Annotated in this window: 19 protein-coding genes; 14 read left to right on the forward strand and 5 right to left on the reverse strand. The window is 72.0% G+C overall.

Translation table 11 applies throughout. From position 1 onward, the window contains the following. Positions 1–16: 16 nt before the first annotated feature. The gene (locus tag E1289_RS17030; protein ID WP_243712867.1) at positions 17–1,402 is read right to left on the reverse strand and encodes a dipeptidase; all 1,386 of its coding nucleotides are present in this window, start codon (positions 1,400–1,402) and stop codon (positions 17–19) included. A gap of 62 nt (positions 1,403–1,464) precedes the next feature. Here E1289_RS17030 and E1289_RS17035 point away from each other — a divergent pair, with 62 nt between their 5' ends. Beyond that, entirely contained in the window at positions 1,465–1,734 is a 270-nt protein-coding gene (locus tag E1289_RS17035; RefSeq protein ID WP_131981218.1) for a DUF4031 domain-containing protein, read from the forward strand. On the opposite strand, the gene E1289_RS17040 is transcribed toward E1289_RS17035, so the two are convergent. Further along, on the reverse strand, positions 1,724–2,332 hold the full coding sequence (locus tag E1289_RS17040; RefSeq protein ID WP_131981220.1) for a metal-dependent phosphohydrolase: 609 nt from the start codon (positions 2,330–2,332) through the stop codon (positions 1,724–1,726). The two genes, E1289_RS17035 and E1289_RS17040, sit on opposite strands and share 11 nt — an antisense overlap. A gap of 127 nt (positions 2,333–2,459) precedes the next feature. On the opposite strand from E1289_RS17040, the gene E1289_RS17045 reads away from it, so the two are divergent. The 4 genes from E1289_RS17045 to E1289_RS17060 all read left to right on the forward strand — a co-directional run bounded on the left by E1289_RS17045 (position 2,460) and on the right by E1289_RS17060 (position 8,055). Further along, positions 2,460–3,635 (forward strand): ATP-grasp domain-containing protein, encoded by a 1,176-nt coding sequence (locus E1289_RS17045; protein ID WP_131981222.1) that lies wholly within the window; start codon positions 2,460–2,462, stop codon positions 3,633–3,635. Beyond that, positions 3,632–5,215: an IucA/IucC family protein gene (locus E1289_RS17050; protein WP_131981224.1), complete on the forward strand. Its 1,584-nt coding sequence runs from the start codon at positions 3,632–3,634 to the stop codon at positions 5,213–5,215. Before E1289_RS17045 ends, E1289_RS17050 begins: the two co-directional genes overlap by 4 nt. A gap of 102 nt (positions 5,216–5,317) precedes the next feature. Continuing rightward, positions 5,318–6,919 (forward strand): IucA/IucC family protein, encoded by a 1,602-nt coding sequence (locus tag E1289_RS17055; RefSeq protein WP_131981226.1) that lies wholly within the window; start codon positions 5,318–5,320, stop codon positions 6,917–6,919. Positions 6,920–6,960: 41 nt separating this feature from the next. Beyond that, the gene (locus tag E1289_RS17060) at positions 6,961–8,055 is read left to right on the forward strand and encodes an alanine racemase (protein ID WP_243712868.1); all 1,095 of its coding nucleotides are present in this window, start codon (positions 6,961–6,963) and stop codon (positions 8,053–8,055) included. Between the two features lie 19 nt (positions 8,056–8,074). Here the strand turns inward: E1289_RS17060 and E1289_RS17065 are convergent, their stop codons facing one another. Then, complete coding sequence (locus tag E1289_RS17065; protein WP_243712869.1) at positions 8,075–8,962, reverse strand: maleylpyruvate isomerase family mycothiol-dependent enzyme; 888 nt, start codon at positions 8,960–8,962, stop codon at positions 8,075–8,077. Between the two features lie 107 nt (positions 8,963–9,069). Between E1289_RS17065 and E1289_RS17070 the strand changes: the two genes are divergently transcribed. From E1289_RS17070 to E1289_RS17095, 6 genes are all read left to right on the forward strand, one after another. Then, positions 9,070–11,724 (forward strand): PQQ-binding-like beta-propeller repeat protein, encoded by a 2,655-nt coding sequence (locus E1289_RS17070; protein ID WP_131981230.1) that lies wholly within the window; start codon positions 9,070–9,072, stop codon positions 11,722–11,724. 221 nt (positions 11,725–11,945) lie between these two features. Beyond that, positions 11,946–12,470 (forward strand): ATP-binding protein, encoded by a 525-nt coding sequence (locus E1289_RS17075; protein ID WP_165970517.1) that lies wholly within the window; start codon positions 11,946–11,948, stop codon positions 12,468–12,470. Beyond that, complete coding sequence (locus tag E1289_RS17080; RefSeq protein WP_131981234.1) at positions 12,455–13,309, forward strand: SAM-dependent methyltransferase; 855 nt, start codon at positions 12,455–12,457, stop codon at positions 13,307–13,309. Before E1289_RS17075 ends, E1289_RS17080 begins: the two co-directional genes overlap by 16 nt. 216 nt (positions 13,310–13,525) lie before the next feature. After that, a complete protein-coding gene (locus tag E1289_RS17085) occupies positions 13,526–14,512 on the forward strand; it encodes a hypothetical protein (protein ID WP_131981236.1) in 987 nt (328 codons plus the stop codon). Positions 14,513–14,536: 24 nt separating this feature from the next. Continuing rightward, positions 14,537–15,298, forward strand: a complete 762-nt coding sequence (locus tag E1289_RS17090; protein WP_131981238.1) for a class I SAM-dependent methyltransferase — start codon at positions 14,537–14,539, stop codon at positions 15,296–15,298. A 62-nt stretch (positions 15,299–15,360) separates the two neighbouring features. After that, positions 15,361–16,017: a class I SAM-dependent methyltransferase gene (locus E1289_RS17095; protein WP_131981240.1), complete on the forward strand. Its 657-nt coding sequence runs from the start codon at positions 15,361–15,363 to the stop codon at positions 16,015–16,017. On the opposite strand, the gene E1289_RS17100 is transcribed toward E1289_RS17095, so the two are convergent. Next, positions 16,014–16,847, reverse strand: coding sequence for an exodeoxyribonuclease III (locus E1289_RS17100; RefSeq protein ID WP_131981242.1), 834 nt, complete (start codon positions 16,845–16,847; stop codon positions 16,014–16,016). The genes E1289_RS17095 and E1289_RS17100 overlap by 4 nt on opposite strands. Before the next feature lie 305 nt (positions 16,848–17,152). Here E1289_RS17100 and E1289_RS17105 point away from each other — a divergent pair, with 305 nt between their 5' ends. Further along, complete coding sequence (locus tag E1289_RS17105; RefSeq protein ID WP_131981244.1) at positions 17,153–18,298, forward strand: FKBP-type peptidyl-prolyl cis-trans isomerase; 1,146 nt, start codon at positions 17,153–17,155, stop codon at positions 18,296–18,298. A gap of 389 nt (positions 18,299–18,687) precedes the next feature. Then, positions 18,688–21,246: a transglycosylase domain-containing protein gene (locus E1289_RS17110; RefSeq protein WP_131981246.1), complete on the forward strand. Its 2,559-nt coding sequence runs from the start codon at positions 18,688–18,690 to the stop codon at positions 21,244–21,246. Positions 21,247–21,273: 27 nt separating this feature from the next. On the opposite strand, the gene E1289_RS17115 is transcribed toward E1289_RS17110, so the two are convergent. Next, positions 21,274–21,654, reverse strand: a complete 381-nt coding sequence (locus E1289_RS17115; RefSeq protein WP_131981248.1) for a hypothetical protein — start codon at positions 21,652–21,654, stop codon at positions 21,274–21,276. Between the two features lie 317 nt (positions 21,655–21,971). Here E1289_RS17115 and E1289_RS17120 point away from each other — a divergent pair. Beyond that, on the forward strand, positions 21,972–23,303 hold a 1,332-nt coding region (locus E1289_RS17120; protein ID WP_131981250.1), incomplete at its 3' end, for an SseB family protein.

Consider the following 23,303-nt stretch of genomic DNA (forward strand, 5'->3'; position numbering starts at 1 on the left):
CTCCTCTCCACGGGTGTCAGCGCAGCGCGGTGGCGAGTTCTTCCCACAGGTACGCGGCGGCCTCGGCGCCCTTGAGGAGCAGCGGGATCTCGACCTTCTCGTTCGGGGCGTGGATGCGGTCGCCGTTCAGCCCGACCGCGACGAAGATCAGCGGGGCGTCCAGGATGTCGGCGAGGTCGGCCTCGGGGCCGCTGCCGCCCTCCCTGGTGAACAGCACCTCGGTGCCGAACGCCCGTTCCATCGCACGGCGCGCGGCCTTGACGCCGGCGGAGTCGATCGGCGAGAAGCACGGCCGGACGCCGCCGCCGGAGACGCGCACCTCGGCCTCGACGCCGGGCGGCGTGCGCTCGGCGACCCACTGCCGGAACGCCTCCCGGACCTTGCCCGGGTCCTGTCCGGCGACGAGCCGGAACGAGATCTTGGCGTGCGCGTCGCGGGGCACGATGGTCTTGCCGCCGGGCCCGGTGTGCCCGCCCCACATGCCGTTGATCTCGGCCGTCGGACGCGCCCAGATCCGTTCGAGCGTGCTGTAGCCCTTCTCGCCGTGCGCGGCGCGGCTCTCGCCGGCGGCCCGCAGCCAGGCATCCTCGTCGAACGGGAGCCGCGCGAACAGGGCCCGTTCCTCGTCGGTGAGCGGGACGACGTCGTCGTAGAAGCCGGGGAGGGTGACGCGGCCGTCGGCGTCGTGCAGCCCGGCGAGCAGCGCCGCCATCGCGTGCAGCGGGTTCGGCACCGCGCCGCCGAACGAGCCGGAGTGCAGGTCGGTGGACGGGCCGCGCAGCGTGACCTCGGCGTCGGTCAGCCCGCGCATCCCGGTGCACATGGAGGGGACGTCCGCCGCCCACATCGTCGTGTCGCTGATGACGACGGCGTCGCAGGCGAGCCGCTCCCGGTGGGTGCGCAGCAGGTCGGCGAAGTGCGCCGACCCCGACTCCTCCTCGCCCTCCACCAGCAGCTTGATCGTGACGGGCGGCGCCTGCCGCCCGGACGCGGCGAGCGACGCGCGGATCCCGAGGGTGTGGAAGAAGATCTGCCCCTTGTCGTCGGACGCGCCGCGCCCGACGAGCCGGTCGCCCTGCACCACGGGCGCGAACGGGTCGGTGTCCCACTCCGCCAGCGGTTCGACCGGCTGGACGTCGTGGTGGCCGTACACGACGACGGCGGGGGCGGCGGGGTCCGCCGCGGGCCATTCGGCGTAGACGGCGGGGAGGCCGGGCGTCTCCCAGATCTCGACGGTCGGGAAGCCCTCGCCTCGCAGGTACCCGGCCAGCCACTCGGCCGACTTCCGTACGTCCCCGGCGTGCGCCGGGTCACCGGAGATGGACGGGATCGCCAGCCACTCCTTGAGGTCGGCGACGAACCGGTCCCTACCGGCCTGAATGTGCGCGACTATGTCGTCCACCCGCATGCCCCTTCGCATGTGTACTGTCAGGCACTGTAGGTCACCCGTCCCGCGGAGCCGTCTTGATTCTCATTGATCCGCCGCTGTGGCCGGCGCGCGGGCGCGTGTGGTCGCACATGGTCAGCGATGTCTCGTACGAGGAACTGCACGTCTTCGCGGCGGAGCTGGGCATGCCGCCGCGGGCTTTCGAGCGCGACCACTACGACGTCCCGTCGGAGCTCTACGGGGCGGCGGTGTCGCTGGGGGCGCAGGCCGTCGGCTGCCAGGAGCTGCTCATGCGGCTGACCGCGGCGGGCCTGCGGCGGCGGAAGGCGGCCCACCTCAGGCGTTGAGGAGCGTCAGTTCCGTCTGGATGTTCTTCCGTGCGCGTTCCTCGAAGCGTTCGCGTGCGGCCGGCGTGTGGAAGAGCCTGGGCAGTGCCAGTAGGCCGTTGAGCACCTGGGCGCGTCCCGCTTGGAAGAACTCGTCCGGGACGAACGCGTACTCCTCGCGGACGGCGGCGGCGTAGGCGGCGTACCTGTCGGGGGACGCGCCGAGGATCGCGAGGTCGGCGTCGCAGAGGACCTGGCCGTCCCGGTCGTCCTCGTCGGGCGCGTGGGTGGCGGTCAGCTCGACCAGGCGGACGACCTGCCCGATGTCGGTGTCGCGGAGGTCGGTGTCGGCGAGCATGCGGGCGGCGAGGCGGCCGCTGCGCTCCTCGTTGTCGGCGCGTTCGGGGTCGTAGACGGCGTCGTGGAACCAGGCGGCGAGGCGGACGAGGCCCGGGGACGCGGCGTGTGCGGCGAGCTCGTCCACGAGGTCGAGGACCGCGGTGAGGTGCTCGCGCGTGTGGTAGCGGCGGTGCGGCTCGCCGTAGCGCTTGTCCAGTTCCGTTCCGATATGCCGGGTGTGCGGCCCCGCGAGCGCGACCCACCGGTCGACGAGATCCATGGCCCCATCCTGACGGATCACGGAACGGGCCGGGACACGCACGTCGCCGTTCTTGCATGCGGCCCGGCGCCCCCTATGATGATCACCCTGAGTTAGGCAAGGCTTACCTCACCTGGAAGGGCCTGTCGTGGCCGCCTCGCTCCACCTCGTCGCCGGGAAGGCGACCGACTCGGTGACGCACGGCTTCCTGCCCGCCGCCGCGCGCCTGGGGCTCGACGTGACGCTGCTGACCGACCGTCCCGCCGGCCACGGGTTCGACGGGCCGGTCGTCGAGTGCGACGTCTCCGACTACCGGGAGATCATCGCCGCGGCCGGCGCCGGGCCCGCGGCCGGTGGCGACCCTGCGGCCGGTGGTGGGCCGGCGGCCATCTTCTCCAACAGCGACTTCCTCCAGGCACCCGCCGCGCTGGCCGCCGCGTATTTCGGGCTGCCGGGCAAGGACTGGCGGGCGGCGACCCGCGCGAAGAACAAGGGCCTCATGCGGCGGCATCTGGCGCCGGTCGATCCCGTGTTCTCGGCGGACGCGCGCCGGGTCCCCGCGGACGCGCCGTACCCGCTCGTCGTCAAGCCACGTGAGGGCGTGGCAAGCGAGGACGTCTTCCTCGTCCAGGACGCCGTGGAGCTGACCGCACGCGTGGAAGAGATCGCGGCACGGCGGGACGACCCGCTGGTGGCGGAGCAGTACCTTCCTGGGCGGCTCCACACGCTGGAGACACTCGGCGATGGGCAGGAGGTCCGCGTCCTGGGGTCGTTCCGTACGACCCTTTCGCCGCCACCCTTCTTCGTCGAAGAGCGCCTTGAGTGGGTGGAGCCGCCGCCGGAGACGCCACAGGTGTTGCGGCAGCTAGAGGCCCTGGGCATCGGGTTCGGTGCGTGTCACACGGAATTCGTCGTCCACGAAGGGCGCGCCCACATCATCGAGGTCAACTACCGGCTGATCGGTGACCACTGTGACTTCCTGCTGGCCGACCTGCTGGGCGTGCCCCTGTTCGAGCAGATCCTGAAGGTCCACCTGGGCGAGCCCCTCGCGGACTGGCCGGTTCCCGGGCGGCGGCATGCCGTCGCCGAACCGGTCATCGCCGACCGGTCCGGCAAGCTCACGGCGGCTCCCGGCCCCCTCCAGATGGAGGACGGCCCAGTGCGTCTGGCCTACCGCCCCCAGCGTGAAGTCGGGGACAGCGTCACCGTCACCCGCACCAATCGCGACTACCTGGGCACGGTCCGCGCCATCGGCCCGGCGGCCGACCAGGTGAACGCCGCGCTGGCGCGTTTCCGCGCCGCACACGACTGGACGATCGCGTGACCGGCGACGACATCGAAGGACGGCTGGCGGCCCGGGTCCTCACGGCGCTCCTGCGCGAGAACTACGCGGGACTGCACCACCGCGTCGAGCACCGGACGCTGGAAATGCCGGGACGTTCCGTACGCCTCGTGGACGCGCGTCCGGCGTTCCTGTCCGACCTCGTCGTCGACCCGGCGCAGGATCTCAGGCTCGGCGACGTCTTCGCCGCCGTCCGCGCCCTGGCGGACCCGCGCGACGACGTGGCGGCCTTCGAGCGGGAATGCCTGGACGCCCTCGCGGCCATGAGGCTCCACAGCGACGCGCGGGCCGCGGTGCACCGGCGCCTGGCGCGCATCCCGGACCGGCTGCGCACCGGCCCCGGCACGTTCTACGAGACCCTCGCCGCCTACAACGACCATCCCGTGCATCCACTGGGCCGCGGCCGCGCGGGGCTCTCCATGGCCGACCTGAGCCGCTACGCGCCCGAGTTCGCGCCATCGTTCCCGCTGCGGTGGGCCGCGGTGCGGAACCCGGCGCTCGCGGGGTCGCTCCCGGACTGGTGGCCCGCTCCCGCCGACGTGGGGCTGGGCTCGCTCGCCGCCGGGGCCGCCCTGTTCCCCGTCCATCCACTGGCGGCGCGGCAGGTGCGCGGGCACCCCGGCGCGGTCCTCGCCCCGGAGCCGTACCTGCGGGTCGCCCCCACGCTGTCGATGCGGACGGTGGCCGCCGCGCCGCTCGGCCACCTGAAGATGCCGCTGCCGACCAGCACCCTAGGCGTGCGCAACCGCCGCACGATCATGCCCGGCACCCTTCCGGACGGCGCGCTCGTCGAACGCCTCCTGCGCCGCGTCCTCCAGCGGGAACCCGCGCTCCCCGTGCTTCTCGCGGACGAGCAGACCTACGGCCACGCGCAGGACCCCCTCCTCGCCTACCTCGTGCGGCGCTTCCCACCCGAGACGGCGCGCGCGCACATCGTCCCGGTAGCCGCGCTGCTGGCCGAGGCCCCGGACAACGGTCACGTCATCGAACGCTGGGACGTCCTCCCGCTTTTCGACGCCTACCTGTCGGCCCTGTTCTCGTGGAACGTCACGCTGTTCCGCTATGGCATCGCGCTAGAGGCACATCAGCAGAACGTCGCCCTGGTCTTGGACGACTCTCCGCTCCGGCTCCTGGTCAAGGACAACGACGGGGCGCTCATCAACACGTCCCGGCTTCGCGAGCGGCTCCCCCCGTCCCCCTGCACGGATCCGCGCGACCTCGTCGACCGCCGGATGACGACCGACGACGACGAGGCGCTCGCCCGCGTCTTCGTCACCATCACGTTGCACCTGTGCGCCGCCGCCCCCGCCCTGGGCCTCGCCGAACGCGGCCTCCTCCCGTGGCGCACCGGCCGCGCGATGATCCGCGAACGGCTCGACGAGGCCCTCGGGCCGGGCGAGACGTTCCTGCGCGCCCGCACGCTCGACGCGGACGCCCTGCCCGGCAAGGCCATGGTCACCGCCGGAACCCTCGTCGACAAGGCGCGGACCGGCGCGGCCGACATCAACAAGCACTACGGCCCGCCGGGCCCGAACTACCTGCGGGACACCGCGTGCCCGTGACACCGCTCATGCCCGGCGGCCGGCGGCCGGCGACCCGGACCGCACGACCACACCCAATCCACCGACCACGCCGAATCCACCAACCACGCCACGGGACCCGACGTGCTGCTGACAGAACCCGGCACCGCCGCCGACGACGCCACCTCGACCGCGCTGCTCAACTGCCTGATCCGGGAGGTCTGCGCGCCCGAGCAGCAGGTGCGGCCGGACGGCGCGCACCTGGTGGCCCGCCTGCCCCGCGCGGGTGTCGTGCTGCGCACCGGCCTGGTCCGCCCGCCCGTCGGCCCCACCTACCGCCTGGCACCGCCCTATGAAGAGCGGCGCGGGGACGAGTGGATCCCGGCCCCCTGGGACAGGCTGGCGAACCTCGTCGCCGGTGAACTGGAACTCGCCACCGGCCGTCCCAATCCCGAGTTCCTCACCCAGGTGGACGACAGCCACACCGCCCTGGCCGCGATCATCGCCGCGCGCGGCGAAGCCTCCGACGACCGCTACATCGACTCAGAGCAGTCCCTCGTGGCGGGGCATCGCTTCCATCCGTCGGCGAAGTCGCGCCAGGGCTCGCCGACGGACTGGCTTCCGTACGCACCGGAGACACGGGCCCGCTTCCGCCCCCACTGGCTGGCCGTACCGGAGGATCTCTTCGCCGAAGAAGGGGCCCCGGACGCGTTCAAGGTCCTTGAGGCTTTCGGGCCCACGTCCCGGCCTGGAGACAGGTTGCTTCCCGTCCATCCGTGGCAGTTCTCCCTGATGGCGGACAACCCCGTCCTACGGGAGGCCCTCGCGCGGGGCCTGTTGCTCAACCTCGGCCCATGCGACATTGAGGCCGTGCCCACGTCGTCCGTCCGGACGGTGTATCTGCCGGACGCCGACGTGTTCTGCAAGTTCAGCCTGGACGTCCGCATCACCAACTGCGTCCGCAAGAACGCCTGGTACGAACTCACGGGGGCGATGACCCTCAACGAGTTGGTGCCGCCCATCTTCGAACGGCTGGACTCCACGTTCCTCACCGAACCCGCCTACCGCAGCATCACACTCGCCGACCGGCGCCTGTACGAGGGCTTAAGCGTCATCCTGCGCCAAGGCGTCAAGGGCCTCCCCGGCACGCCGCTCCTGGCCGGTGCACTGGCCGATCCCTCCAACACGTTCCTGGCGGACCTGCCGGCCATGGCGGACCCCGACGGCGCCCAGGCGTGGTGGGACGCCTACGTGGCGCAGGTCGCGCCGCCGGTCCTGAGCGCCTATCTGGACCACGGCGTCGTCCTGGAACCCCACCTCCAGAACGTCCTGGTCTGCGTGGACGCCGACGGCATGCCCGTCCACGCCGCGTTCCGCGACCTGGAGGGGACGAAGCTCACCGCAGGACGCTGGGATCTGGCCCACCTGCCGCCCCGCGTGGCCGAGGGGCTCACCTACGCCGCCGACCGGGGCTGGAACCGCGTCGTCTACTGCCTCGTCGTGAACCACCTGACCGAGATCGCCGCCGCGATAGCGGACCTGTACCCGCATCTCGAACGGACGCTGTGGCGGACGCTGGGCAGGCACGTGGCCGCCCACGACCACCACCCGCAGGTGAAAGCGCTGCTGGCGGGCGTTCCGCTGCCCGCCAAGGCGAATCTCCGCACCCGGTGGTCCCGGACCGCCGACCGCGGCGCCACCTACGTCCCGGTCCCCAACCCGCTCGCCGCGTCCCGGCCGCTATGAACGGAACCCCAGTGTACGAAGACGCTGTGCACAGAGACGCTGTGCCCGAAGCCGTACGCGAATACGCCCTCGGCCTTCCCGGCTACCCGGCCTACATCTACGACCTGCCGGGCCTGGAGACGCACGCGGCCGCGATCCGGGCCGCGCTGCCCGGCACGGAACTCTTCTACGCCGCCAAGGCCAACCCCGACGCCGAGATCCTCCGGGCTCTGGCGCCGCACGTGGACGGCGTGGAGGTCTCGTCCGGCGGTGAACTGACCCACGTGCGGGAGACCCTGCCCGGAATCCGCATAGCGTTCGGCGGCCCAGGCAAGACCCCCGAAGAACTGGCTCTGGCGCAGCGCCTCGGCGTCGAGCGCATCCATGTGGAGAGCCCACGCGAACTGTCCCGGCTTCCCGGCCCGGCCGGCGTTCTCCTGCGGGCCAACCTGCCGCTCAGCACGCCGGACGCGGCCCTCACCATGAGCGGCCCGTTCGGCATGGACGAGCCCGACCTCGGCGAATGCGCCCGCCGCATGGCCGAAACACCTGGCATCGACCTCCGCGGCATCCACGTCCACCTCGCCTCCGGCCTGGACGCCCCTGCGATGCTCGACCTGGCGGCCCAGATACGTGACTGGGCACTCCCCTGGCTTGACGACCGCGGCGTGCGCGACCCGGAACTCAACATCGGGGGCGGCATGGCCGTCGACTACGGCGACCCCGATGCCCGGTTCGACTGGGAGACCTACGGCAAGGGCCTCCCCACGGCTCCCACCCTCCGCATCGAACCGGGCCGGGCGCTGACGGCCTACCACGGCTGGTACGTCACCGACGTCCTGGACGTGAAGACCACCCGTGGCGAGACCTATGTGATCCTCCGCGGCGGCACCCACCACCTGAGAACACCGGTGACCAAGGGCCACGACCAGCCCTTCGAGGCCCTCACTTGCAACGGCCTGGAAAGCCCGGAGAGGCGGGCCACGCTGGTGGGCCAGCTCTGCACGCCCAAGGACGTGTTCGCCCGCGACGTCCTCGTCCCGGATCTGGTCCCCGGCGACGTCATCGCCTTCGCCATGGCCGGCGCCTACGCGTGGAACATCTCCCACCACGACTTCCTGATGCACCCGAAACCGGACTTCCACTACCTCCGCTGAAGCCGGCGCGGTACGCGCCCTAGTCTCCGGAGTGGATAATCGAGACGATGTTCAGCGCCGCCTCCGCGAGCGCCCGGTCGCCCTCGATCCGCGCGTGCCCGGCGGCGCGGGCGGGGGCGATGCCGCGGGTGCACAGCCGCCAGGCGGTGTCGGCGTCGAGTCCGAGCAGCGCGGCGGGGTCGGCGCGCGTCTCCCGCAGCAGTGCCCATCGGCCGGGGCCCCGGGTGCACGTCCAGCCGCCGAACCCCTCGATGACCACCTGAAGGACGGTGCCCTCCGCCGCGGAGACGTCCCGCAGGGTGTGCGGCAGGGCCCGCATGAACGTGTCGAGGACCGGTTCGAGATAGCGCGGGCCGGTGAGCCCGGACCGGCCGGCGGCGTCGCAGATCTGCTGGTGGTGCGTCCAGTACTCGCTGAAGTCGCGGGCGGCGTCCAGCCAGACCGGATGGGACTCGGGACCGGCCCAGGAGACGGAGCCGCCCATGGCGTCAATGTCCGCGCCCTGCCAGAACTCCACCACCTGATCGCCGACCGACGACAGCAACTCGACCAGGAGGGGCGGGCTGATGCGGCTCGCCGCCGTGACCCACTCGTCGTTGATGCGGTCGAGGAAGGCCGGGAACGCCTCGCCGTCCCGGGGCCGCAGCGCCAGGTAGCCGTCACGGAGCATGGAGAGGCGCCCGACGTGGTCGCCGAGCACATGGGCGGCGATGTCCTTGACGGTCCACCCGGGGCAGACGGTCGGCCGCGCCCATTCGTCGTCCCCAAGCCCCCGCAGCAGGTCGACGAAGGCGGCCTGCTGCCCGGCGAACAGCGGCCGGACATCGATGGGCGGCCCCAACCAGGCGGTGGCGGCATCGGCTGGACGCACGGAACCCGGCGCGGAACCCGGCATGGAACTCGGCATGGGTCGACGCTACCGGCCCCCTCGCGGCCGGGCTCGCGACGCCGTGCCGGGCCACATCCGGCCGCCGCCAGGACGAACCAGGTGATCATTACGGCCATCTCATCGATATGAGGGTTCCGATTGCGCTGCCCAAGTCGAACAGGTCCCGTGCGCTGGCCGCCGGAGGCGTCCTCGCGGCCGTCGTGATGGTCGCCGGGCTGGTCACGGTGTTCACGTCCGGGGGCACCGACCCCGATCCGCTGCCGGACGGGGAGAAGCCGCCGGCGGAGATCGCGTTCAGCGACAGGCCGGCGTGGGACGAGCGCAAGCTCGGCATGGTGCGCGTGGCGGGGATCGAACTGCGCGGCGGCACCGCCATCGTCGCCGGGGACGTCGGTGCCGGCGGGGCCCGGCTGGCCGTGGTCGACGTCCGCACCGGGGAACCGCGCTGGGTCGTGGACGGCGGGTCCCCGCTGACGGGCGGAGACGGCGCCGACGCCCATCACGGCTTCGGTTATCGGGCGGAGCACCTGCGGGGCGTCACGGGCGATCCGCTCGTGTACGGGAACGGGGACGACTGGATCGTTCCCGTCCAGTACACGGAAGGCAGGCGTGGAGCCGAGACCGAGATCGGGGTGGCGGCGCTCTCCGGCAAGGACGGGGCCGTCCGCTGGAAGCACGCGCTCATCCGGCCCCGGTCCGGAAAGAAGGGCGACGAGGACCGAGAGCAGAAGGTGCGGCTGCTCGCGGCCGACTCGCGCGTCGTCCTCACGAGCGTGGAGGGAGAACAGGCCACCGACCCGGCGACCGTCGCGCTGGACGCGGCGACCGGCCGGAAGTTGTGGGAGCACGAGGGCGGCTGGGCACACCGGTTCGCCGGCGACCTGGTGCTCGGCGAGACGCGCGGTGAGCGGGCACCGTCGACGGACTGGGGCGCGCAGCGCAAAGGCACCGACGTCTTCGCGCTGGACGTGCGGACCGGCCAGAAGCGGTGGGACCTGAGCGGGGCGTTCGGGAGTTCCCACCTGGACGCGGTGGCGGGCGGGACGGCCGTCGTCAACGTGCGGGATACGAAACCGGGCACGACTTCCGCAGCCCGGCGAACGCTGCTGCTCGACACCGCCACCGGCCGCGAGACCGGCTCGGCCGGCTCGGACGGCGGCGCGGCGCGGAACCACCGGATCTGGGGGTGCGCCGACGACGGCCGCGAGCTGATCGCGTGCGGGGGTTCCGGCGGGCGGCTGGTGACGATCCGTCACGGTAGGGGCAACGAGCCCTTCACCACTGAGAAGCCGCCGTTCGGCGAGGAGTCGCTGGCTCACGTCCACCTGGTCCACGAAGACCGGATCTTCGTCCACGCGTCTCCCGGCGAGAACCGCCCCGCCCGGCACGCCGTGGTCGACCGGGCGGCGAACCGGATCGGCTCCGCACCGTCCGGTGAGTTCGCCGCCGTCTCCCGGACCGCCGCCGCGTTCCGCGTGCGCCGGGAGGGATCGTCCTCGTCCACGCCGGACGGGCTCGCCGTGCACGCCGCGGCCGTAGGCGCGGAGCCGCCCGAGCCCGCCGGGCCGGGAAGGCCGGCGCTGGAGCCGCCCCGGATCGACGCGGCACCGCTGTGGACGGCGAAGACCGGCGAGACGCCGCCGGCGTCCGCGTCGCCCCAGGCCAAGGAGACCGGCCTGGTGGCGGTGGAGACCATCCGGCTCGCCGGGGACGCGCTCGTCTACACCGGCCGGGACGCCGAGGACGACGACCTCGCCAGGCAGGTGGTCGCGGACGTGGAGACCGGCGAGGTGCGGTGGTCCGTCCGCGAAGGCGCGTCCCTCGGCGGCGGCGCCGAGGCGGCCTCCATGCGCCGGCCCCACGTCGTCGACATGGGTGACGAGTGGCTGACGTTCGTCGAGTACAGCGGACCCGGCGAAGAGGAAGGCATCGCGGCGCTCTCCCTCAAGGACGGAAGCGTCCGCTGGAAGAAGCGCACCATGAGCGGGAACGGCTTCGCGATCCTGATGGCGGTCGACCGCAAAACGATCGCGGTCAGCACGTGGCGGGGCGGCGGGTCCGCGGACGGGCAGGACGGGATGGCCGTCTACGCGACCGGGACGCGGAAGGAGCTGTGGCGCAAGCGCGGGGTGACGCCCGAGAGCACCGGCGGCGGCCTCGTCCTCGCCGCCGAGGACGGCCCCCGCGACGGCGGCACGCGGAAGCGGCGCGACCTCATCGCCTACGGGGCATCGGACGGCGAGCGGAAGTGGCGGCTCGGCGACCGGTACCGGGAACCGGAACTGCTGCACGACGAGGGCGGCGCGACGATCGTCGTCGGCACCCCGGACGGCGGCGCCGTCCTCGACCGGGCGACCGGCCGGGAGCTGGCCAGGACGCGTATGCCCCTGCTCCGCTGCGACGGGGACGGCGACGCGTTGATCGTCTGCGAGTCGGGGACGGCCGGCCCGGGGACTGATGGGGGCAGGCGCGCGGTGACGATCCAGACCCGCGACGGCGTCACGAAGGTCCGCGACCTGCTGGAGACGGGGTTCCTCACCCGTTACGGGGCGATCGGAAACTGGTTCACCGCGATCCGGCCCGCCACGAGATCCCGGTCGGGGAGCGCCCCCGAGCGGTTCCTCGTCCTCGACGCCGAGGGCAGGGAGATCTCCGCCGACCTGCCCGGCAGGCCGAGGGAGATCGGTGGCGGCCACGCCGTCCTGACGCCCTCCTCGATCACCCGCGGCCTGGGGACGGCCGGCGTCCCGGCGTTCACCGTCCACCGCATCCGGCGGTAGGGGCATGGTCCCCTGTAGCGGCGGCCCGTGGTGGATCATCGGCGGAGGGTGACCGTCCGCAGGGTGCGGCAGGGCTCTTGCGTCCGCGCAAGCGTCGGTGACCGACGGGTGTGCGCTGCGTAAGAGTGTGTGTTGTCTCACTCCCACGTCCGACTCTCGACCAGGCCGAAGAGCTCATGTTCGCTTACAGCCCGACACAGAGACGTGAAGCCAACACCGCCATGAACCAATCAGACGCGTGGTCGGGGACGCCCGTGCTGGTCCCGGCGTCCGCTCCCTCCCTGGAACTCGGAATCCCGTCCGCCTGGAACAACAACGGCAAGTCGGCCGGGCGTCTCATCGGCGAGATCGACATCGCCGCGACGCCGGCCGCCGTACGGCTCGCCAGGTCCTACGTCCGGGAGCTGATCGGGCAGCACTTCGGCGCCGACCGCTCCGAACTCGGCGACCTGGAGCTGCTGACCAGCGAGGCCGTGACGAACTCGGTGCTGCACGCCAGGCCGCGCCGGAACGGCACCGTCACACTGTCGGTGCTGCACATCGACCGGTACGTGCGGGTCGAGGTCACCGACGGCGGCGCCGCGCCCGGCGAGCCGCGCGGGGCCGAGGAGCCGCTGCCCGTGCACGGGCGGGGGCTCGTCCTGATGAAAGCGCTCGCCACCGACTTCGGCACCTGCCGGGGCAAGAACGGGACGGCCACCTTCTGGTTCGGGGTGGGCGTCAAGGAAGGATGGCGGCTCCCGTGACGGCGGGGCCCACACCGAGCCTCACCCGGTGGGCGGAATCCTCTCCGGGGGACGACGCGGAGACCTCCCCCGGGCGGTCCGGCGGGCCCGCACCCACCAACGCCCGCATGTACGACTACCTCCTCGGCGGCAAGGACAACTACGCCCCCGACCGCGACCTCACCGAGTGGGCTCTCCGCAGGTGCCCGGTCGTGAAACGGCTCGTCCAGGCGAACAGGGGCTTCCTGGACCACGCCGCGGCGCTGCTCGCCGAGGACGCCGGGCTCCGGCAGTTCGTGGACATCGGCTGCGGGCTGCCGGTGTCCGGCGGCGCCAACGTCGGCGACATCGTCCGGCGCGCCGACCCGTCCTGCCGCGTCGCCCACGTCGACAACGACCCGATGGTGCTCGCGCACGCGCGGGCGCTGCTCGCCGTGAACGCGAACACGGGCGCGTTCGAGGGGGACGTCCGCGACCCCGCCGCGCTGCTCGCCGACCCCGGCCTGCGGGCGCTGATCGACCTGAACGAGCCCGTGGGCGTCCTGCTGACGGGCGTCCTCGACGGCATCACCGACGAGGACGACCCGCGCGGCATCGTGCGCACGCTCGTCGCCGCCCTGCCGCCCGGCAGCCACCTGGTCGTCACCCACGCGGAGCGGACGCCGGAACTGGAGGCGATCGCCGGGCTGCCGCAGAACCCCGAGCTGCCGTTCTGCCCCCGGAGCCTGGAGGCGATCACCGAGATCTGCGGGAGCCTGGAGATGACCGCCCCCTACCCCGTCCGGCTGCCGCTCCCGCACGCCGTCCACACCACGGGCCCGGTGCCGCTGATCGGCTGCATCGGGCGCGTCCCGGGGTGACGGCCCGCCATGACCGTCATGTCCCCCATGGCGCCGGCCCTCGCGGGGCCCCCGGCGCTTGGTGAAGCAATGGACACATCCCCGCGCCACCTGCCCCGGGAGCGCGGCGTTTCGCTACGATCTAGGCTCCAGCGACCGTCACACCCGGGGCGAGTGATGACAGCGGACGGCGAGCCGAAGTCTCTCTCTGAAATCACCAGGGACATGGGTCTCAACATGTCCGACGTGGCGGCCTTCTCCGGCCTCGACGAGAGCACGATATTCCGGCTGTGGGACAACGCCGAATGGCTCGACCGGGTCAGCGGGCGGTCCCTGCAGAGCCTCATGTCGTCCGTCCCGGGAATCGCCGAGTACTCGATGGCGCACGCCATCCGGAAAAGGCGCGACGTGCTCATCGGCGACCTGCACGGCGAGGGCCTCACCGTCGACGTCGGCGCCATGGAGAGATCGGACGTCCCGCAGCAGCATCTGCTGAACGCCCTTGAGGCGGCGCTGCACATCATCCGCGGCGAGGCGACGCAGAAGACCTCGTCCTTCATCGCCCGCTTCTGGGGCCGCGAGCAGGACCGGGCGCTGGAGGCGCTCTACAGCCCCGAGCCCGGCAGCGGCCTCCTCTCCGACCCGCGGACGCTGTTCGACTCCTCGATCGACCTCGCCCCCCGGCTGAACCGCAAGTCCTACTCCTTCCATTCCATCCTGGCGCTGAACATCCTCACGCACCAGGTCAGCAAGGTCACCGGCGAACTGGAGGCCGATCTCGGCTTCGAGGTCCCCGGCAGGCAGGCCGCGTTCATGATGCGCGGCGTCGTCATGGGCTCCCTCATCGGTTCCAACGACATCGAGCTCGCGGAGAGATACCGCAGGGAACTGGAAGCGACGCCCGTGTACGCGGCGCTGGAGGAATGGTCGTTCCCGACCTACACCAGAGACGGCCGTATCAGCAGCGACTTCACCTTGCCGAGCTCCCTGTCGCTCCGCAATACGGCCATGGAGGTGCTGCGCGAGATAGCGGAGTACAACGACGCCTACGTGTACTACCTGGTGTCGACGTACATTCCGCTGGCACTGAAACGGGATCCCGCGTTCGGGGGAAAGATCATTGAGCTGATCCAGGCGATCGAGCTGCGCGGGGCCGAGTGCCGGGACAAGAGGATCAGACAGACCTGCAACACGCTGGTCCGGCGGCTGAAGGGCGCCGCCTGACCAGGCTCGGAGAATGGGGAGCCGGTGGAGGACACGGCGCAAGCCATCGCGAATCTGACACGGGAGAGATGGGAGGCCAACGCACGGTACTGGGTCAAGGTCATCAGGGAGCGCCGGGACCGGTACCGCACCGAGCTCACCGACGGCGCCGTCCTCGACGCCATCGGCCCCTGCGCGGGCCGCCGCGTCCTGGACGCGGGCTGCGGCGAGGGATACCTCGCCCGCACGCTGGCCGCCCAGGGGGCCGACGTCACGGGGGTGGACGTCTCCCAGGGGCTGATCGACGCGGCCTCCTCCCATCCCTCGCAGCAGGACACGGCCACGTTCGTGCGCGCGAGCGTCGACGACCTGCCGTTCGAGGACGACGCGTTCGACCTCGTCGTCTGCAATCACCTGTTCAGCCACCTGCAGGACCCCACCGGCGCGTTCGGTGAGTTCTCCCGGGTCCTGGCGAGCGGCGGGCGCCTGATCCTGCTGACCCTGCACCCGTGCTTCTACGTGGAGAACTCCGAGCAGGGCGCGATGAACAGCGTCCCGGCGTCGCAGTACTTCTCCTCGCGCGGCATCGACCAGCGGTTCCTGGTGGACGGCCTGGAATCCCCTTCGATGATCACCTCGTGGCTCCGGCCGCTGGAGTTCTACGCTGGAACGCTCCGAGACAACGGTTTCGTGATCGCCGACCTGCGCGAACCGCATCCAACGGAAGAGCAGATGCGCGACGACCCCTGGTGGCGCAAGGGCTTCCCGACGGCGCTGTTCATGCTCCTGATCGCCGAGCGCCGCTGAGCCGCCCGCCGAACCGCCCGTTGCGCCGCCCGTCCCGGGCGGGCGTGCCCTAGGGTCTCCGCATGAGCGATGCCGTCCCCCCGCGCGGGGGGAGCGCGGACCCCGGGCCGCCGGAGCGCGTGCCGGCGGAGCTGGCCGAGCACCCGGACCGGCTCCGGTGGAACGCCAAGTACGGGGACGCCCCGGGGCTGTCCCCCGTCCATCCGCTCGCGGAGCGGGCGCTGTCCTCCGGGCTGCCGGACGGCGAGGTCCTCGACCTGGCGTCCGGGCCGTCCGGCAGCGCCCTGCTCGCGGCGGCGGCGGGCCGGCCGGTCACCGCCGTGGACGTCTCCGAGATCGCGCTCGGCCGCCTCGGCGCGGAGGCCGGGCGGCGCGGGCTCGCATCGCTGATCACGCTCGTCCAGGCCGACCTGGCCGCCTGGCGGCCGCATCCCGCGGGGTACGCGCTCGTGCTGTGCACCGGTTTCTGGGACCGTGCCGTGTTCGGCCGCGCGACCGGAGCCGTCCTGCCGGGCGGCCTGCTGGCGTGGGAGGCGTTCACCGAGGAGGCCCGCCGCCATCGGCCGGGCCTGCCCGCGGAGTGGTGCCTCGGCCCGGCCGAGCCGGCCTCGCTGCTGCCGGACGTCTTCACCGTCCTGGAACAGGCCGACGACCCCGCGACGGGCAAACGCGGCCTCCTCGCCCGCCGCCACGCCACCCCGCGACGGGCCGGCCCTTAGCCGAGATCCTCGGCGTCTATGTCCACCACTACCGGGGCATGGTCGGACGGGCCCTTCCCCTTGCGCGCCTCACGGTCGACGTACGCCGAACCGACACGGGCCGCGCATTCCTCGCTGGCGTAGAAGAGGTCGATGCGCATGCCCATGTCCTTGTGAAAAGCTCCCGCCCGGTAATCCCAGTACGTGTACGGGTGGGGGCCTTTCATGGGGGCGGGCACCACGTCATGGAGGCCCAAGGCGCGTAGTTCCGCGAGGGCTTGGCGCTCAGCGGGGGTGACGTGGGTGGAGCCGACGAACAACGACGGGTCCCAGACGTCCTCATCGGTGGGTGCCACGTTGTAGTCGCCGCACGCCACCAGCGGCAGGCCCCGCGCCAGTTCGGCGGCCAGCGCGTCCCGCAGCGCCCTGAACCATTCGAGTTTGTAGGCGTAGTGGGCCGATTCGGGCGTGCGCCCGTTCGGCGCGTACAGCGACCACACCCGCACGCCGCCGCACGTCGCGCCGATCGCACGGGCCTCCGGGACCAGCAGGACGGGCTCGGTCAGCTTCGTCTGCCCCGCCGCCTCACCCTCGTAGACCGGCTCCCCGGGGAAACCGTTCGACACGTCCTCGATGCCGGCCCTCGACAGGACTGCCACGCCGTTCCAGCGGCCGTCGCCGTGCACCGCGGTCGTGTATCCCAGTTCCGCCACCTCGGCCACCGGGAACTGGTCGGCGCGGCACTTGGTCTCCTGGAGGCAGACCACGTCGGGCCCGGTCTCCGCCAGCCAGGAAAGGAGGCGCGGCAGACGGGCCTTGACCGAATTGACATTCCACGTCGCGAGGCGCATCCTCCCAGCCTGCCATTTACCGGGCGGTCGGGCGCGGCCGCACGGTCCCATCCCGGCGCCGCGGCCGGTACATTGCAGGTCGGCCTCTCCCCCCGCCGGAGGGACGCCGAGCAACCCGCGGGACCGGTAGATTGCGGGCAGCCGCGTCGCCCGCGCAGGGTCGCCGCACACGGCGCCACACCGGCCCGTGTGACCGGTAGATTGCGGGTCGGCCGCCTTTGCACGGTTTTCACACCGCGCTTAGACCGGCCCTGGAAGGGTGGTCTCGTTCGTGATGTCGTCAAGCCCGGAGCAAGCGAGGAAACATGTCCGAGGATGACAAGCCCGGGGGCAAGCCCACGATCAAGGCGAAGGCGAAGATCCCGAACGCCCAGAACATCCGCAGCCCGGAATTCAAACCGCACGGCATCAGCGCCGGGCGCGGCAGCGGGCTGAACCGGCCGTCCGCGCTGACCGCCAAGCAGGCGCGCAAGCGGCGGATCATGGTGATCGTCGGGCTGGTGCTCGCCGCGGCCCTGATCGCGGGCTTCGTCTTCTGGTGGATCAACCGCCCGCCGCCGGAGATCGAGGTGTCCGGCAGGTTCGCGGCCAAGCCCACGGTGGAGATCCCCACGAAGCTCGCGCCCGAGGGCAAGCGCAAGGTGACCACCCTGATCAAGGGCGACGGACCCGAGATCAAGAACGGCGACACGCTGTACGCCCAGTACGCCTTCTACCAGTGGTCCAAGGACAGCGACGACGAGGACGGCTCGGTCAAGAGCCAGAGCAAGGAGCTCGCCTCCTCCTACGAGCGCGAGGCCCAGGGGCAGCCGACGCAGCCGCTCGTCGTCGGCGAGAGCGGCATCAAGGGCTTCGACCAGGGCATGGTCGGCCAGACGGGCGGCAGCCGGGTCATGCTGCAGATCCCCCCGTCGGAGGGCTTCGGCGAGCAGGGCTCGCAGCTCGGGCTGGAGAAGTCCGACTGGGTGGTGTTCGTCGTGGACGTCCAGGCCGTCGTCCACAAGGACCAGGGGCCGCAGGGCGCGGCGAAGGAACTCGACGACAAGAAGCTGCCGAAGGTCACGGACAAGGGCGCGGGCAAGGCGCCCAAGGTGAAGGTCCCCGACCGGGACGCCCCGGACAAGCTCCAGGTGAAGACGCTGGTCGAGGGGACCGGCCCGGCGCTGGCGAAGGGCGACGACGCGGTCGTCAACTACCAGGGCACGATCTGGGACACCGGCAAGGAGTTCGACTCCAGCTGGAAGTCCGGGGCCCCGGCCAAGTTCCCGATCGGCACCGGCAAGACCGTCCCCGGCTTCGACAAGGGGCTCACCGGCGCGAAGGTCGGCAGCCGCGTGCTCCTCGTCCTGCCGCCCAAGGAGGGGTACGGCAAGCAGGGCCAGCCGCCGGCCATCAAGGGCGACGACACCCTGGTCTTCGTCGTGGACATCCTCGCCAAGCTCAAGAAGTGAGACGGGAACGGCACGACGGGTCGTGAACGGTGGCGGCGGGGCACCCGGTCGGGTGCCCCGCCGCTTCGCGTACCGGGGGGAATCGCGGTTTGCGACGTCCGTCACGACAACCGGAGGGGCGCATTGCCCGTCTCCTAATGGGAGGCCGAAGGGGTGCGCGCTGGACGTCACGCCGCACCGATCCCCTCAGGTATCGTCGGTAACGCATTAATCACGGGGGGCTTGTGAGCAACGGCAGAAAGGGTCCGGAGGGCGAGGAGCCCACGACTCCGGGCGAGGGGGGGCAGCGGGACGCGCAGGCCGGGCCACCGGCAGGCGGGGACGATCCCCCGGCCGCCATACTGACCGTGCACACCGAAGAATCCACTCAGGACGCAGAATTCGACCAGGTGGAAGACATATCCGATAAGGGTGAGAAAAACAGCGCGGACGCCGTCCCCGAGGGGGACGAGGCGCAATCTCCCGGTACGGGTAACCCGCCGGACGACCCGGGTGAGCGGTCGGCGAACGGCGACGCGAACGAATCCGCGACCGAAATGCCGGAAGCGCCGACCACCGAATCCGCGACCGGGCCCACCGCCGAATCCGCGGCCGGGACGCGCGAGGAAAGCGCGGCCGGCGAGGGCGACCCCGCCGGTGGCGACGGCCGGGACGCGGCGGGCGGCACGGGTGTGGCCGCGGCGGCAAGTGTTGAAGCGGCGACGAATGGTGATACCAGCAGCATGCCGCCCTCCTCGCCGCACCCTTCAGCGCCCCGCCACGGAGGTCCGCCCGGGGACGCCGCCGGCCGCGACGGCGGAGGCGGAAAGGGGCCCGGCCGGCCCCGGAGCCGCCGGTCGCGGCTGCTGCGCCGGACGCTGTTCGTCATGCTCGGCTTCCTCGGGTTCTGCGTCGCCGCGTTCGCCGTCGCCTACCTGTTCACGCCGGTGCCGTCGCCGCTGGAGAAGGCGGTCGCGCAGGGCCCGACGTTCTACTACTCCGACGGCAAGACGCAGATCGCGAAGACCGGCGTCAACCGCGACGCGGTCGACCTCGACCGGATCCCGGAGAGCACCCGCAACGCGGTGATCGCCGCCGAGAACGGCACGTTCTACGAGGACCCGGGCGTCTCGGTGCGGGGCACCGCGCGGGCGTTCTGGTCCACGGTGACCGGCCGGCAACTGCAGGGCGGCTCGACGATCACGCAGCAGATGGTCCGCAACTACTACGGCGGCATCGGCAAGGAGCGGTCGGTCACCCGCAAGCTCAAGGAAGTCATGGTCGCCCTGAAGGTCGACCAGGAGAAAGAGAAGGACTGGATCCTCGAGCAGTACCTCAACACCATCTACTTCGGGCGCAACGCCTACGGCGTCCAGGCCGCCGCCAGGGCCTACTACGACAAGGACGTCTCGAAGCTGACGGCCGCGGAGGGCGCCTACATCGCCGCCGCGATCCAGCAGCCCAGCTACTTCGCCGACCCGACCGGCTCCGCCCGCCCCCTCGCCGAGCAGCGGTGGCGCGCCGTCCTGAACAACATGGTCCGGGACGGCTACCTCGGCTCCGCCGAGGCCGCGTCGATGAAGTTCCCGGAACCGGTCAAGCAGGAGATCACCGACGTCCTCAAGGGCCAGAAGGGCTACATGGTCAACGTGGCCAAGAAGGAGCTCGTCGAGCGCCGCGGCTACAGCGAGGACGAGATCAACCGCAGCGGCCTGAAGATCACCACGACGTTCGACAAGCGGCTGATGGACGCGATGAAGCGGTCGGTGAGCCAGAACACCCCGGACGGGATGAGCAAGAAGATCCGGACGGGGGCGGTCTCGGTCGACCCGTCCACCGGGCAGGTCCTGGCGTTCTACGGCGGCCGCGGCTATCTGGAGGAGGCGCTGAGCAGCTCCTTCGGCGACTGGGCGCAGGCCGGGTCCGGGTTCAAGCCGATCGCGCTGGCCGCCGCGCTGGAGAACGGGGAGACGCTCGGCTCCACCTACGACGGAAGCTCGCCGCAGCACTTCGGCGGCTCGGCCATCAAGAACGACGGCGGCCGCAGCTTCGGGATGGTGAACCTCGTCACCGCCACCCAGAACTCGGTCAACACCGCGTACGTGAACCTCGGCCAGGACATCGGCAACGACAAGATCGTCAAGATGGCCGAGAAGATGGGTATCCCGAAGTCGCAGATGAAGCCGGAGCAGCGCGGCGCCGCCACGTTCCCGCTCGGCATCGTGTCGCTGCATCCCGTCCAGCAGGCGGGGGTGTTCGCGACGTTCGCGGCCGAGGGCGTGCACCGGGAACCGTTCGTCGTCAAGTCGGTCACCGACAACGCCGACCACAAGCGCACCTTCAAGGAGAAGGGCGAGCGGGCGCTCAGCCAGCAGAACGCGCGGGACGCGACGTACGCGATGGAGCAGGTCGTCCGGGGCGGCACCGGAACCGCCGCGCAGCTGTTCGACGGCCGCGACGTCGCCGGCAAGACCGGTACGACCGACGAGGGCCGCGCGATCTGGTTCAACGGCTTCATCCCGCAGATGGCCACGTCCGTCGCGATGTTCCGCAGTGACGGCAAGCCGCTGGACATCCCCGGGTACGGCGCGTACGGCGGGGCGCTCCCCGCGCAGATCTGGCGCACCTACATGACCGACGCCGTGAACATCAAGGACTACGAGCCGGAGTCGTTCGGCGCGCCGTCGAGCAGGCCGGGCGGCAACGTGAGCGGGCCGCCGGACGACGACCGCCCGAACGGGTCGGAACCGCCGCGCACCACCGAGCCGGAGGAACCGCCCACCGACCGCCCCGACGAGCCGGAACTCCCGCAGCCCCCGACGGGCGTGCCGACCCTCCCCCCGACCGAGCCCGGCGACCCCGGCGGGGGCGGTGACGAGCCCGGCGACCCCGGTGGTGGAGGCGGCGGCGATGACGACGGAGGCGGCGGCTCCGGCGGGGGCGGCGGCCGTCCCGGCGCGAACGGCTGACGCCCCGGCCCGGACGGCGCGGGCCAGCTACCCGCAGGCTTCGCCGATCCGGGCCGGCGTCTCCGACATGACGGTGTTGAACTGCGTCACGTCGCCGCCGCCCACGGCCGCGGCGGCGGCGCGGAGCCGGTCCGCCTCGCCCTTGAGGGCCTTCTCCAGGTCGTCGTCGCCGGTCTCGCCCGCCAGCTCGTCGAGACGTCCGGCGAGCTTCTCGGTCGCCTGCCGCCACTGCGCGGGATCGGCCGCGGGGGCGCTCCTGACCTGCGTCATGTACTGCTGGAACGCCGCTTTGGTATCGGTGCAGACCTGGTCGGGACCGGCGCTCACCACCCCGCACCCGCCGAGCAGACCGGACGCGCCGAGCACCACCGCGCCCCCGCCCAGCGCCCGAATCACCCCGTAACGCATCGCACCTCCCACTCACCCCGCCCGGATCCGCTGATCACGAACCGGTGCCGCACATGTTCCCGCATCGGCGGCCTTCGCGGGGTCGCGTCCTGGACGGTTCCGGCCCGCCCGGACGCTGTGACGCGTCCCGGAGCGCCCGGGTTCGGGGAATCGCGGTCGTGCCCGTCCCGACGCTCCGGCGCCGGCGACCGGCCTCGCGGCGCTGACAGCACGCTGACCTGCGGACTCTTCGGCACTGTCAGGTGAGGGGGCCCTTTGGTCCTGTTCGCCCATGTAGCGTAGGCAGTCGCGCGGGACGAGCACGGAGGAAACAGGGGGTGGCGACCGTGGCCGACGCGTGGCGACCCACGTCGGAACTGGAACACCGGCTGCAGGAGACCGTGCGGGCAGGGGACCAGGAGAGCTACTTCCGCCTCATCGCGGACAGCGAGCTCGTCGTCCCCGTCCCGCCCGACCTGGTGGACGGGATGCTCGCGGGCGAGACGCAGCCGTCCTGGCCGACCCAGGAGGAGGACGGCCGCGTCCACGTGCTGACCTACACGTCGGCGTCGGCGATGCGGGCCTGCCTCGGCCCGTCCTACCAGCACTTCATGACGGTCCGCTTCGGCGAGATCGCCGAGACGTGGCCCGACGACCGCTGGTGGCTCGCCATCGACGCGCCCGCCCGCGGCGTCCCCGCGGCCCTGCCCATCGAGGCGCGGCTGCCGGCCTGGTTCGTCCGCCAGGTCGCCGGCGGCGACGGCCGCCCGCCCCAGGTCGGACGCGTGTCCGCCCCCTGGGAGGAACTCCGCGGCCAGCACCGGGACCTGCCGCGCGAGTCCCCCCGGCAGGAGTTCCAGCCCGCCAACGACGTCGAACGCGAACTGCTGCGCGCCGCGGCCAACAACGACCACGACCTCTTCCTGCAGACGCTCGCCGGCACCGACGTGCTGCTGCCCGTCCCGGACGACACCGACTACGCGATGCGCCCGGGGCGCCCCGGCTTCCCCTGGCAGACCCGGGAGGTGGACGGCTCCACCGTCGTCCCCGTCTTCACGTCCCCGGAACGCCTCGTCGAGGCGGCCCGCTCCGCCGGGACCGGCACCGAGTACATCAAGCTGCCGTTCACCGTCGCGCTGCGCTACTGGCCGAACCACGACTGGCTGCTGGCCATCAATTCCGGCTCACCCGCCGGCGGGACCATCCTGGCGCAGCAGCTCCCCGGCCTCGCCGCGTGGGCCGACCAGCGCGCCGCCCAGCGCATGACGGACGGCTTCGAACCGCAGAACGACATCGAGGGCCGCCTCTTCGAGGCCGCCCGGCGCCGCGACACCGACGCCTTCTTCAAGATCCTCCTCGGCGCCCAGGTCCTCGTCCCCGCCGACCCGGACACGCCCTGGGGCATCACGCCCGGCGACCCCGGCTTCCCGTGGCGGCCCGTCCCCGTCCACGGCCGCACGTCCATCCAGATCTTCACGTCGCTCAAGTGGATGAACGAGGCCGTCGGCTCGTCCCGCTTCGTCATGCCGACCCTGCTGGACATGGTCGCCGCCTGGCCCGACACCGGCTGGAACCTCGTCCTCAACCCCGGCACGCCGATCGACGCGACCATGCCCGGCGACAAGATCCGCTCCCTCGGCCCCCCGTCGGCGGACCGTGCCACACCCCCC

Source organism: Actinomadura sp. 6K520 (genome assembly GCF_004349245.1).
Taxonomy (GTDB): Bacteria; Actinomycetota; Actinomycetes; order Streptosporangiales; family Streptosporangiaceae; genus Spirillospora.